Genomic DNA, 14,600 nt, shown 5'->3' with positions numbered 1-14,600 from the left:
AAGTGCAAATATCACATAGTTTTCACACCTAAGTACCGGAGAAAGTCCATTTACTACAAAATTAGGCAGGACTTAATTGATATTTTCCGTCATCTATGTCAATACAAAGGCGTGGAAATCATTGAGGGACACATGATGCCAGACCATGTTCATATGCTTGTCTTGATACCCCCAAAACTTTCGATTTCCGATTTTATGGGGTATTTGAAAAGTAAAAGTGCTCTAATGATATTTGATAAACACGCTAATTTGAAATATAAGTATGGAAATCGAAAGTTTTGGGCTAGAGGCTACTATGTTAGTACCGTTGGGCTAAACGAAAAGACAGTTGCGAAATATATTCGCGAGCAGGAGAAAAATGACATTGCACTAGATAAATTGAGTGTCAAAGAGTATGAAGATCCATTTTCAGATGGCAGTTTTAGAACAAGATAAAAGCCCGTTGTTACGGGCATTAGTCAAGTAATTATAGCACTAACCTGAACGAAGTTCAGCGAACGTCTTTAGACGTCGCTGGAGAGAAACGGCTTACAGCCGGTGTACAAGCCACCCGTTTTCACGGGTGGTTATGACTAAGCTGAACTGTCAAAGAATGAGGATTAAACCAATGTAAATTGAAGTAATTTAGAGCCCAGCTCTGCTATGAACCTATATACAGAAAAAGAAAAGGAATAAACATCATGTCACTACAAGAAGAAATCAAGAAACGCCGCACCTTTGCGATTATCTCTCACCCGGATGCGGGTAAGACCACTATTACCGAGCAGTTGCTCTACTTTGGTGGGGAGATTCGTGAGGCTGGTACGGTCAAGGGGAAAAAGACTGGTAACTTTGCCAAGTCTGACTGGATGGATATCGAGAAGCAGCGTGGTATCTCGGTGACCTCGTCTGTTATGCAGTTTGACTACGCGGGCAAGCGGGTCAATATCCTGGATACACCAGGGCACGAAGACTTCTCTGAGGATACCTATCGGACCTTGATGGCGGTGGATGCGGCTGTCATGGTGGTGGACTCTGCCAAGGGTATTGAGGCCCAGACCAAAAAGCTCTTTGAGGTTGTTAAGCATCGCAACATTCCTGTTTTTACTTTTATCAACAAGTTGGACCGAGATGGCCGTGAGCCGCTTGATTTGTTGCAGGAGTTGGAAGAAGTCTTGGGCATTGCCAGCTACCCGATGAATTGGCCTATCGGTATGGGGAAATCCTTTGAGGGACTTTATGACCTACATAATAAACGCTTGGAACTCTACCGTAGCGATGAGCGTTTTGCAAGCTTGGACGAGGGTGATAAGCTCTTTGGCTCTAACCCCTTTTATGCTCAAGTTCTGGATGATATTGAACTTTTGGCGGAGGCTGGAAATGAATTTTCAGAGCATGCGATTCTGGACGGCGATTTGACACCTGTTTTCTTCGGCTCAGCCCTGACAAACTTTGGTGTGCAGACCTTCCTTGACACCTTCTTGGAATTTGCTCCAGAGCCACATGGTCACAAGACGACAACTGGTGACGTCATTGATCCGCTCAACAAAGACTTTTCAGGTTTTGTTTTCAAAATCCAAGCCAACATGGACCCTCGTCACCGCGACCGCATTGCCTTTGTCCGTGTGGTTTCGGGCGAATTTGAACGCGGTATGGCGGTTAACCTGCCACGTACAGGCAAGGGAGCCAAGTTGTCCAACGTGACCCAGTTTATGGCCGAATCCCGTGAGAATGTGGAAAATGCAGTAGCGGGTGATATTATCGGGGTTTACGATACAGGAACCTATCAGGTAGGGGATACCTTGACCGTAGGCAAGAACAAGTTTGAGTTCGAACCACTACCGACCTTCACCCCTGAAATTTTCATGAAAGTTTCTGCTAAAAACGTCATGAAACAAAAATCCTTCCACAAGGGAATCGAGCAACTAGTGCAAGAAGGTGCAATCCAGCTTTACAAGAACTACCAGACTGGCGAGTATATGCTGGGTGCCGTTGGTCAGCTCCAGTTTGAAGTTTTCAAACACCGCATGGAAGGCGAGTACAATGCCGAAGTAGTCATGACTCCAATGGGTAAAAAGACAGTCCGCTGGATCAAGCCTGAGGACCTGGATGAACGCATGTCATCAAGCCGTAATATTCTCGCCAAAGACCGCTTTGACCAACCAGTTTTCCTCTTTGAAAACGACTTCGCCCTCCGCTGGTTTGCGGATAAATATCCAGATGTGGAGTTGGAGGAGAAGATGTGAGAGTAGTGCAGAAATCGGTAGTTTGCTTTGCAAACTCGATTTCGTCGCACTACCTCCGCAAGGGTCTCCCAAGAATCCAAACGAAGTGAAGGATGATTGGCCGAGACCTACTGCGTCTCTGTACAGAAATCAGTAATCAACAAAGTTGATTTGATTTCGTCGTCTTTCCCTCGCAAGGGCGTCCAGTAATGTGTTGACGCCTACTGCGTCGAGGGTCAGTGAACCTTTTCTAGTTGGAGATGAGAGCTAATGGTACGCAGCTTACCTTTTACTAATATCTGGGAGATATTTGCTATCGGGAAATGGGAACTGACGGTAGTCAGTTTACCATTGAATAAAGTCTGGGTGGAGTGAAACAGTCTATCCCCAGACTGTTTCACTTCCACCTCCGCATAGCTCCAACAGTCAGAGTAGTGACTGTTGGAGGTTGGAGATAGAGTGAACAAGGTTTGTTACAAAAAGGTTCAGTGAACCTTTTGAGGTTGGAACTAGAGCGAACTTTGTTCGCAACAGTCGTAATGGTCAGATTTGGAGTATGAAATACGAACTGCTGAGATTTGCTTTGCAAATCTTATCTCCTACCTTTAACAGTCTCCCAGACTGTTAAAGCCAATCAACCACTACGCTGAGATGTTGACACGAACCCTGAGAAGCGAGGTTGGACTTTTTGCCCAGCCTCTTCCTCAGCCAATCCAATCAATCCTATAATAAGTCAGGCAAGTCCTGGCTTATTTTAATTTTGTTATCATTGCAAAAAAAGTGTTATTATAATATACTATAATTATATAAATGGAAATGGATTGGAGGTCTGAACTTTGTTTTACTACCTTAGAAAATGCAAGTTGGCAATAGTTGCTTATATTGCTGTGTCGGTGGTCTATGCTCTGATTTTAGCGGCAACGGGTTTTATTTATGCACGAGTTTCGGAAGCGGCCTTATCTGGTGACCAAAAGGCATTTATGACTAGTTCGGTGATTGCAGTGGTATTCTTTTTATGTGACGGCTATTTTGACTATCTGCCGCGCTATCTAAAATTTAAGTTGATCAATCAGATAATGGAAGAGACGCGCAATCAATTAGTGACTGTCTATGCGCGTGAGGACTTAGGAGAGGCAGCAAAAGACAGTCAGGCAGATAAGGTCCATGTCTTGGTTCATCATCTGAACATCTTAGAAACTACCTATCTAACGCCGCTTCTATCCATGGTGACAAGCATATTAGTCTTTAGTTTTTCCTTGATTGGGGCTCTCTACCTTCAAGGAACCATGGCTATGATCATGTTGGCGCTCTGCTTTATTCCATTTTTGGCTCCGGTGATTAATAAGGGGATTTTAGCTCGTGTGACAAAGGACAGTCAGGAGGAGAAGAATGCCTATCTCGCTTTGTTTAGTGAGTTTGTAGAAGCTCTCTCTTTTATCCGCATCAGCACCATCACGCCAGTTTTTCAAGAAAAGCTGGCGGTATCCAGTCAGGAATACACTAGGCGTGCTAACCGTTTTGCCCAAAAACAATCCCAGACTTATGCGGTTTCCTACAGTTTGAGCAGCGTAGTCTATTCAGGTTCCTGGATTATTGGAGGGATCTTTGTCTTCCAAGGTCTGCTGAACATTTCGGATTTGATTGCTATGACAACCTTGATGGGAACTGTAGCAGGTCCTATCCAAACCATGTCAGGCTTGCTGACGGATTATCTTTCTAGTCGGACGGTTGTAGAGGAGTTGACAGGTCTCTTAAATAGGAAGGAAGAAGGTCAAGCTGCCAAGCCAGTTTTGAAGGAATCCATTACGAGCCTTGCTCTGGAAGGGATTGATTGTCGCTATCAAGACCATCTGATTGTGGAGAATTTTTCTTATCTTTTTCACGCCAATAAAAAATATGCTATCTTGGGCAAGAGCGGGAGTGGGAAGACGACCTTGCTCCGCCTCTTGCTGGGGATTCAGAAACCAGAGGCTGGAAGAGTCCTGGTCAACAAGAGGAATCTGGCCGAACTGGATCAGCTTGCTCTCTTTCGGAAAATTTACTACCTACCGCAGAAAACCAATCTATTTACAGCTAGCATCGGGGATAATTTGACCTTGTTTGCACCTTTAGATGAGAATAAAGCAATGGTTTGCTTGCGGCAAGTTGGTTTAGAGGACTGGTTCTATCGGCAGGGAGATGGATTTGCTACTCTCTTGACCTCTTCTCAGCAATTATCAGGTGGGGAAGAGAGACGGTTTGATTTGGCGCGTGCCCTTTACCGTGATGCAGAGGTCTTTTTATTTGATGAACCTACAACAGGTTTAGATTCTCAAAGCGAACAATTGATTGCAGATAGTCTCGAGAAAATAAGGGACAAACTGGTGATTGTTGTGACACACTCTCAGGAGGAAAGTTTTTTAGCCCTCTTTGATGAGCAGGTCCATCTATCAGTTTGACAGCAGCAAAAACTCTTCTGGGGTTTTTGCTTTTTTTATTCCAAATTTTTCGGTAAAATAAGGAAAAACAAAAAAGGAGTAAACACATGGGTTTGTTTTCAGGTTTGATGGGCAATGCCTCACAGATGAATAATGACAAGGTAGAGCAGGAGTTGGCAGACATCCTTTTGGATGCGGAACAGGTAGAAATGGCCTTTAGTTTGGTCCGCGATTTGATTGTCTTTACCGAATATCGTTTGATTTTGGTGGACAAGCAAGGAATGTCAGGTAAGAAGGTTTCCTACAAGTCTATTCCCTATCATTCGATTTCACGATTTACGGTTGAAACCTCCGGTCATTTTGATATGGATGCTGAACTGAAGATTTGGATTTCTTCTGCGGCAGAACCAGTAGAAACTCTTCAGTTCAAGAGTGACAAGAGTGTTATTGCTATTCAAAAAGCCTTGGCATCTGCGGTTTTGGGGAAATAAAATTCTAATGAAGAAGGGAGTCTAGTTACTTTCTTCTTTTGTTTTTTAGAATATGTATTGTCGAGTAAAAAATAAAAGAAATAGAAAGGATGAAAAATAAATGATGAAAACGTATTATTTTGATTTCCAAGGTAAATCCTCACCTTAATGCTTAGAATGTGTTATACTAGGTAAGTTGCAAGTCTGATACTGGTTTACTCTGCGAAAATCAAAATCCGACGTTGTTGACTTGATTTGATGAACTTCAGTTCTATCTGTATCTGCGTCGCCTAGTCTGATTTCGATTTTCATTGAGTAGTAGTTCGCTGCCAGTGGAAATAATTGTTACAAAAAAGTGAGATAAGGTAGCTTCGCACTGCCTTGTAAAAGAAAGGAAATGCGTTAGGAAAATAGTTCGGGAAGAGTATTCGAACCCGTGCTAAAAACTTCGTGAAAAAGATAGACTTCCTAGTGTGTTGTCACACTGCGTCAGTCTCCTATTTTCACCTTGTTTTCTTAACGCACTTGGTATCATAATTGAAATTTACTGAATTAAATCTATCAGAAGACATTTTGCTTGCCGTTGAGAAGGCAGGTTTTGAAACGCCGTCACCAATCCAAGAGCAGACTATTCCGCTTGCTCTGGAAGGAAAAGATGTGATTGGTCAAGCCCAAACGGGTACAGGGAAAACTGCAGCCTTTGGTCTGCCAACCCTCAATAAAATTGACACCAACAACCAAGCTGTTCAAGCCTTGATTATTGCCCCAACACGTGAGTTAGCGGTGCAGAGTCAGGAAGAACTCTTCAAATTTGGTCGTGAAAAGGGTGTGAAAGTTCGCTCTGTTTACGGTGGCTCAAGCATTGAAAAACAAATCAAGGCCCTTCGCTCAGGTGCCCACATCGTTGTTGGTACACCTGGTCGTCTCTTGGACTTGATTAAGAGAAAAGCCCTCAAACTTGACGGTGTTGAAACCCTCATTCTTGACGAGGCAGATGAAATGCTCAATATGGGATTCTTGGACGATATTGAAGCAATCATCGAACGTGTGCCAGAAAGTCGTCAGACTCTACTATTTTCCGCGACTATGCCAGAGCCAATCAAGCGTATCGGTGTCAAGTTCATGAAAGAACCTGAACACGTTAAGATTGCGGCCAAAGAATTGACCAACGTCAACGTGGACCAATACTATATCCGTGTCAAAGAGAATGAAAAATTTGACACCATGACACGACTTATGGACGTTGACCAGCCAGAATTGTCTATCGTCTTCGGTCGTACTAAGCGCCGTGTCGATGAATTGACTCGTGGTTTGAAACTGCGTGGTTTCCGTGCAGAAGGGATTCACGGAGATTTGGACCAGAATAAGCGTCTTCGAGTTATTCGTGATTTTAAAAATGACCAGATTGATGTCCTTGTTGCGACGGACGTTGCGGCGCGTGGATTGGATATTTCAGGTGTAACGCATGTCTATAACTACGATATTCCACAAGACCCAGAAAGCTATGTTCACCGTATCGGTCGTACAGGTCGTGCGGGTCAATCAGGTCAGTCTATTACCTTTGTTTCGCCAAATGAGATGGGCTACTTGGCCATTATCGAAGATTTGACCAAGAAGCGTATGAAGGGACTCAAGCCGGCAACTGCTGAAGAGGCTTTTGAAGCTAAGAAAAAAGTTGCTCTGAAAAAGATTGAGCGTGACTTCGCAGACGAGACCATTCGTGGAAACTTTGATAAGTTTAAGAAAGATGCAATCAAGCTGGCGACTGAATTTACACCTGAAGAGTTAGCGCTTTATGTATTGACCTTGACTGTTCAGGATCCAGAAAGTCTGCCAGAGGTAGAAATTGCGCGTGAAAAACCACTGCCATTCAAGTTTGCACCTGGTCAAGCTAAGGGCAAGGGTGGCCGTGGTGGTCGCGACCGTGATCGTGGTGGCCGTCGTGACGGTGACCGCAACCGAGACCGCGGAGGACGCCGTGGTGATCGTAACGACCGCAACCGTCGCGATGACAAATTCAAGCGCGACAACCGCCGTCAAGACAACAAAAAACCACACCAACGCACCTCAAGCGAAAAGAAAACAGGCTTTGTAATTCGCAATAAGGGCGAGAGATAGGTTGAAAGGATAGTTGCAAAAGGAGTATTCTCTTAAAGAGTATACTCTTTTTAGTTGCCCAAAAACATTTAATATTTACCATAAAGAATCTGTTCCAAATATTAAGCACTATGATGAAAATAATATTAATTTAAACTGTTAAATGCGATAAAAAATTACACCTATCACATTTATATAAGCAACAATTACAACCGCAACTTAAAGTTTATTAAACTTATTTAAAATTGCACATAATTACTTGAGAAATCCTTTAAAAAACGTTAATATATGTATGTATGTATGTATGTATGTATGTATGTATGTATGTATGTATGTATGTATGTATGTATGTATGTATGTATGTATGTATGTATGTATGTATGTTTTTAAAAAGGAATATCAATATAATGAAAGGAGCCATTTTATGAAAAAAGGCAAGAAAGGTTTCGATTGGTACGCTGCAAGACAGCGGTTTTCAATCAGAAAATTTCATTTTGGTGCTGCCAGCATACTTTTAGGTGTATCGTTGGTTCTTGGTACTGGGACTAAGGTAAGTGCTAGCGAGGAAATACTTGTTTCTCCTCTTGGGCAGGAAGTTGTTGTGAGTGAAGGAAGATCAGATGGCTTGCCACTTTCAGAAGAAGTTTCGTCTGAAACATCGACACTTTTGCCTGTTAGTGAAGATGTAAAGGAAGAAGTGGTCACAGAACCAGTTCAACCAGCTGACGTTTTGCAAAGTGAAGAAGTTCAGACGGAACCAGCTCCCCTTGTGGAAGAAGAGGTTGTGTCTAGACAAGCTGTGCTTACTTATACTGTCCGCTATATTGACCCTATGAATGAGGTAATTTCATCAGAAACCTTATCCATAGAGGTGGCAACTGTTGATCAGCAAGCTAGCTACAGTCTGGTAGTAGCATCTACATTACCAGAGGGCTATCGTCTGGTAGTAGGCCAGGATGCTCAGCAGACTGTGAATATCCTTGAAGGTGTGGATAATCTTATTACCTTCCGCATTGAGAAAATAGATAGTGGCAGTACGGAACTGACTGAAGAAGTAGCTCCTCCTCAAGAAGTTACTGTTAGTCAGCCTAGTTCAGCAAGTGTAGAAGGCAAGGCTGAGGAAACGGTAGTCGTTGATGAAGCGGTCAAGACAGAAGTGTCAGTCCCTATTGCACCGTCTCTGACAAATTTGTCGAAAGAATTTGTAGAACCAGTAAAGGAACGGACCGTACATATTCCATATAAGGTTGTTCAAACCGATGTGGAAACTGGTGAAGAGAAGAAGCTTGGTCAAGTAGGCTATGTTTCTGTAACGACTACTGATGAAGTAGCAAAGACGGAAGTAACTGTCACTGCAGACAAGCTAGATTCAGGATATAGTCTTGCAGATGGTCAGCCAAATGTCATAACTAAAGTCGTAGCAGAAAATGAAACTAATATTCTTTCGTTTGCTGTAACTCGGAAAAAAGATGAGAAGGATAATCCGCTGACAGAAACGACCGTTGCAGCTAGTGGCAATGCGGAAGGGACAAGTGGTTTTAGGGCTATTCCTGGGGAGAACCGAACTGCTTTTTCAGGTAATCAAAATTTCAAAAATTATCAAGGTTTTAGTAGGGATAAGTTGCTTAACCAGATTACCTGGATTGATTTTTCGGATGCCAGTACGATTTCAGGAACGGGTACTGCTCCAAACCAAGCTGACAATAATAAATTAGCTCCTTCGCTTCGAATTGGTACAAAATACAAGAAAGTCATTGCTCCAGGATATGAAGTGACGTTGGAAGTCATTGGCTTAAAACCTTTCGAAGCAACTGAAATCTATAAAGAGCGGATTGCTGGAACAGATCGTGAGAAGTATTTCAATGCGAATCGGAAAAACCATGTCATTGCAACTGGTGAGCAGGCCGAAATTATTGCGGTGAAGCAAGATCAAACTTGGTCGCAAGCAGCAAGACAGGGTCTGAACTTTGGTGAAAAAGCTGTGACTCTCCAATCCAATAAGGATGGAGGAAATGTAGGGGTGATCTTCCGAGGTTCAGCAACCTATCTAGGAAATTCTGTCCCAATCAACTTTGTTTTGATGGAATCAGAGGAAGCTAAGCGGGAAGAACTTGTCATTTTCACAACAAACGGAGAAAATTTTGAACTCTTAGGCGAACTCTCTAATAATTTGACCTTGTCATCCTATAGTCCTGTTACGACTGGCTATTTCCACGACACAAATAGATTTGAAAATGTAACTTTTCCTAATAACTGGGCGGCACGTTTCAATGCAGTAGACTATGTCAATGTTGGTACTCCAGAATCAATCGCAACTGCTGGTCAGACATTATCAGAAGGAAGTATGACTATCGTAGATGGCTTAGGGACTAAGGTTTTTGGTCCAGTAACCAACCGAATGAAATCTAATCTATCTCCGAATGAGGAATATTCGACCCCCATCGTGCTCACTAAAAATGCTTCAGAAGTAGGGATGTTTATTACTTCATTGGGTAGACAGTCTGCTATGATTGGGGTAATGGTCTATGATGAAGGGGATGCACCAGCCTCTTATGGCGAAGGGAAGCATGCCCTCAACCTTAATGTTGCGGATAAGAACCCATTCCTTGGAACAGTTATGGCTGATTTGGATTTCGTGCCAGAGGCTATTCCAGCAGATGCAGCACCTTGGTATCGTGATGAGTTAATCAACCAGTGGGATGAAGGACCTATTCAGCTCTTGGGGGCAAGTGACGCGGCGAAGAATAACAATAATTACACCCTTCACCATTCTTCTAATGGTAGCTATGAACTGAAATTACAGGCTTCTGCCAATGGCAATCCCAAAGCGCATATGCAGGGATGGATTGATTTTAATAACAATGGAATTTTCGATGAAGGAGAAGCGTCTGGAGTGGTCGAAGTAACATCGGCCAGTACCTATACCTTAAACTTTACTGGTATTCCACAAATTACGGATACCGACTTAACGAAGTTAGGTGTTCGTGTCCGTATAGCGGTTGATAGAAATGATATTTTAACCCCACATTTGACAGCCTTGTCTGGTGAGGTGGAGGACTTCCAGGTCCAATTAACCCACCCACCGCGCGGTACTAAAAAAGAAACCACTGCTAGCCAAGGGGAAACCCAGAGAGCTACTGTAGAATTTTTTGCTTATGGCAGGAATGCTTACGAAAGTACAGCTGCAAAAATCGATGAAACAATCCCTCCTTCAATCGTCAAAGAAGACGGTCAATTAGTACAGGATAGTGAGTTAGTTGATGGTTATTATGTTGTGCCAGGAGAGGGTAGGTATAAGATAACTGCTAATGGCAAGAATGTAGATGTTGAATTTATTCCGGAGGTGAATTTTGTCACCAAACGGACGGATGGTAGTATTGTCAAACAGGCTAAGGGTATCACTATTCGCCGGACAGGAACAGTAGTAGATAAGGCTGGTACAGCAGCTTATACAACAGGTTGGACGGCGAATACAGCGGAAAATCAATTAGAAAATATTTCAGATCAAACAAATACCATGGATGGTCGCTATATTCCTCATGTGGTTGCTGTTGTTCCTAGTGGAGTTGATGCGACTTCGAGTGCTGTCCAAGGTGCTGTCCAGACAGGAAGACCGACTTTTGTTCCTGGAACAATTTCCACAGGTGCTCAAGTCCCTATGGATCTAAATACAACGAAATTATTGGATGAAGGCTCTAATCCTGTTGATGCTACAACTGCCTATGCCATGGTTAATGGTGTCCGTACAGTTGTAGGTGAGTATAGGATTTCTAGTACGGATGGTACAGTTACTTATACACCAAACGATGAAGGGAAGCGCTATATTGGTAGTTTATTGCCTGTAACTGTACAAGCCAAGGATGTCAATGGCTCTGCTGCAACAGCTACCTACACCCCTACAATTACGCCACTGAGTCCATCAGCAGTTGCTGCGACTTCTGTTGGTTTGCAAGGAAAAGAGCAGACTGGTCGTCCGACTTTTGCTAAAGGTACTACGATTGATGGTGTAGGTGAATTGGTACCAAGTAGCTTGACCTTGCTTGATGCAAGTGGTCAGCCAGCTACAAGGGTAGAAGTACCAAATCAGGGTAGTTATGTTTTGAATCCAGATGGTAGCATTACCTTTACACCGTTACCAGATTACTATGGCAGTCCGACCCCAGTTAATGTTCGTCAAGCAGATAGTAATGGTAGCACGGTCGTAACAACTTATTCACCAAATGTCATTGAAGTTCGCCCAATTGCTGATCCAGATAGGACTTACGGCCTAAAAGGAGCTGAGCAGACTTCTAGGAGTGACTTCTTTACTGCCGGACAAATTGATTTGAATGGAGATAAGGTATATGATCCAGCTACAGAGGTTGTGGCCTTAAATCCTGCGAGCCGCAAACTTATCAATCAGCAAGGTCAGGAAGTAGACAGTGTGCAAGTGGCTGGTGAGGGTGTTTATCGCTTGAATGGTGATGGCACGATTACCTTTACCCCAGAGCCAGATTTTGTTGGACTAGCTAATGGTGTTACGATTACGATTGCGGATGACAATGGTACAAAAGTTTCCACTACCTATGTACCTAAGGTTATTGACGTCCCTGAAGATGAGTTGAGAGAAACGGTTAAGCGGACCATTCGCTATGTTTATGCAGATGGTCGTGAAGCAAGTACCAGTGTTGAAAAGGTTCTTGTATACACACGTACAGCAACAGCAGACCCATTGACAGGGGACATTTCCTACAGTCCTTGGGAATCTACAGATAATGATTTCCCAGAGGTAACTTCTCCAGTCATTCCAAATTATAAAGCAAGTCAAGATAAGGTGGCGGAGCGTACGGATGTTCCTGCTGAGGCAGTGGATGAAACCATTACGATTGTTTATAGTGAACTTGATAAGCAACTGGCGACATTTACATATAGGGTCGTTGATGGACCAGAGTTGGCTAAAGAACAGGAGATTGGTTACTCTTCTGCACCGATTACTTATACAACTGATGCCAAAATTGCTGAAATCATAACGCGTGGCTATGAACTGGTTGAGGATGGATTTGCAAACGAAGCGAATAAGAGCTTTGATACGGATACGGCGCGAGTTCAGAACTGGGATATTTTATTCCGTCCTAAGACAATTGTCACAACTCCAGATCAACCGAAGACTCCAGGTGATCAAGTGGATCCAAGCAATCCAGATAGTCCTCGTTGGGAGGAAGTAACCAAGACCATCACTCGTACAGTTTCTTATAAATTGAACGCAATTGATGGGCCAGAAGCACCAGGAACCAGCAGTCAGACCAATACCGTTACCTTTGAACGCACTGGTACGTATAATTTTGTAAGCAATCAGATTACCTATTCGAATTGGGTAGCTAAGGATGGCGATGCGACTTTAGAGGGTCATGCTTTACCAGATGTACTAGGCTACACTGCAACTAAGGCGACTGCAAATGATGAGGAGGTCTTGCCACTTTCAACAACACGCAATAAAACGGTCTCTCATCTTGATAATAATATTACGGAGATTGTTGTTTATACTCCAGATGCACAGCTTGGTAAAATTAGCTTTATAAATGTAACGGATCCTAGTCAAGAAGTGCTTGTCAAAGAGATTCCGTTGACTGGAAAAACTGGTGATAAATTTACAGTTGATACAGCAACGATTATTGAAGAATTTAGACAGCAAGGCTATGAAGTCAGTGATATTTCAAATTATGACAAGGAAGGTTTGTTCTCTCCAGATCCAAATAGTCATGATGAGTTTATTTACCATTTGACAGAAAGAGTAGTTCCTGTTGATCCATCAAATCCACCAACACCAGGTACTCCAGTCGATCCGAATAATCCAGATGGACCGAAGTGGCCAGATTCAGTTAGTGGAATTGTAACCAAAGATGAAGTGAAGCGGACAATTTCTTATGTAGATGAAGCTGGAGCACCAGTGTCGTCTGTATTTGAAGATACAGTTAGCTTTACGAGAACTGCTACAGTTAATTTGGTAACAGGAGCGGTTAACCTAGGCTCTTGGGAGGCGGTTAATAGTGACAAGGAATTAGCAGGTAATCCATTGCCAACCATAGAAGGTTACTCTATCAAAGGGGCTACCTCGGATTCCCTTGTAGCTGAGGCGACGGTCACTGAAAACCCTCGTACTGTTGAAGCAGAAGCTCCAGATATTGTGGAAGTTGTTACTTATCAAAAAGACAAACAAGAGGCCATTATTCGCTTCGTTGATGTAACAAATCCACAAGCTAGGAATGAATTAAATACCATCACACTCTCTGGCAGATCTAGCGAGGAGATTGGTTATGATGTCACTCCATTAGTGAACTTATATGAAAAATCTGGCTACCAAGTAAGCAATAAGCAGGCTTATAGTCCAGCGACCCTGTACGATACAGAAAAAGATGTGCCTCAAGAGTTTATATTTGAGTTGGTTCAAAAAACGACTACAACCACTCCAGATAATCCACAGACCCCAGGTACGCCAGTCGATCCGACTAATCCAGACGGACCAGTTTGGGAAGAAGTGACCAAGACCATCACTCGTACAGTAGCTTACAAACTGGATACTGTCGATGGTCAACCAGCTCCGACTACCGAAACCAAGACCAATTCTGTCACCTTCGAACGGACTGGTAGCTACAACCACGTGACCAAGCAAGTGACCTACACGGATTGGGTAGCTAAGGATAATGATTCGACTCTGGAAGGCCAGGCTCTACCATTGGTGACTGGTTATGTGGCTGTCACCGCAACTAGAAATAGCCAGGCAGTATCACCAAGCGCAACGGCAGAAGCCATTGAAGCAAGTGCTACGACTGATAATGTGGATGAGATTGTCGTTTACAAGGCTCTCAGTTCTTGGACCATCACTCCTCCACCAGGTACAGACCCAGTTCCACCAATTCCTTATGGCAACCATCCGACCGACCCAACTAAGCCGGCGGATCCAACTCCGACCCCAGCAATTCCGAAAGTGGATGGCTATGTCCCAGTTGGACCAGATGGAAATGAATTGCCTAAGGATCCAGATGGAAACTACATCCCACCAGTACCGACTGACCCAACTCAGCCAACTGTCATTACTTACAAGGCAGTCGAACAGAAGGCAGTCATCCAATACTTGGAAGAAGGCAGCAATAAGGTTCTCTCTCCAGCTGATGAAGTAACTGGTCTAGCAGATCAACCAATTGTATACAGCACAGCAGAAACCATTGCCTTGATTAAGGAACGTGGCTATGAATTGGTGCAAGACAACTTCCCAACTGATGCGACATTTGACCGTGATACAACCAGTCCACAGATTTACAGAGTTGTGTTTAGAGAGAAGGTTGTCACAACCACCCCAGATAATCCACAGACCCCAGGCACGCCAGTCGATCCGACTAATCCAGACGGACCACGTTGGGAAGAAGTGACCAAGA

At 43.4% G+C, this 14,600-nt stretch carries 6 protein-coding genes; all 6 read left to right on the top strand.

What is annotated here, in order from left to right; genetic code table 11:
- Window positions 1–435: IS200/IS605 family transposase (gene tnpA / locus C1E99_RS10380; RefSeq protein WP_105207505.1), on the top strand; the 435-nt coding region annotated here is incomplete at its 5' end.
- Between the two features lie 245 nt (window positions 436–680).
- A complete protein-coding gene (locus tag C1E99_RS10375) occupies window positions 681–2,225 on the top strand; it encodes a peptide chain release factor 3 (protein WP_105207504.1) in 1,545 nt (514 codons plus the stop codon).
- Between the two features lie 815 nt (window positions 2,226–3,040).
- Window positions 3,041–4,642, top strand: a complete 1,602-nt coding sequence (locus C1E99_RS10370) for an ATP-binding cassette domain-containing protein (RefSeq protein WP_105207503.1) — start codon at window positions 3,041–3,043, stop codon at window positions 4,640–4,642.
- Window positions 4,643–4,728: 86 nt separating this feature from the next.
- Entirely contained in the window at window positions 4,729–5,112 is a 384-nt protein-coding gene (locus tag C1E99_RS10365; RefSeq protein ID WP_105207502.1) for a PH domain-containing protein, read from the top strand.
- A gap of 516 nt (window positions 5,113–5,628) precedes the next feature.
- Complete coding sequence (locus C1E99_RS10355) at window positions 5,629–7,209, top strand: DEAD/DEAH box helicase (RefSeq protein ID WP_105207500.1); 1,581 nt, start codon at window positions 5,629–5,631, stop codon at window positions 7,207–7,209.
- A 403-nt stretch (window positions 7,210–7,612) separates the two neighbouring features.
- Window positions 7,613–14,600 (top strand): mucin-binding protein (locus C1E99_RS10350; protein WP_105207499.1); only part of this gene is annotated, 6,988 nt, incomplete at its 3' end.

The sequence above is a fragment of the Streptococcus suis genome (assembly GCF_002964045.1).
Classification (GTDB): Bacteria; Bacillota; Bacilli; order Lactobacillales; family Streptococcaceae; genus Streptococcus; species Streptococcus suis_U.
The sequence above is the reverse complement of the archived record's forward strand: the minus strand, read 5'-3'. Positions and strand labels throughout refer to the sequence as shown.

Coding starts and splice junctions, on each gene's coding strand:
- C1E99_RS10375 (WP_105207504.1), top strand. CDS start 681: ATGTCACTACAAGAAGAAATCAAGAAACGCCGCACCTTTGCGATTATC.
- C1E99_RS10365 (WP_105207502.1), top strand. CDS start 4,729: ATGGGTTTGTTTTCAGGTTTGATGGGCAATGCCTCACAGATGAATAAT.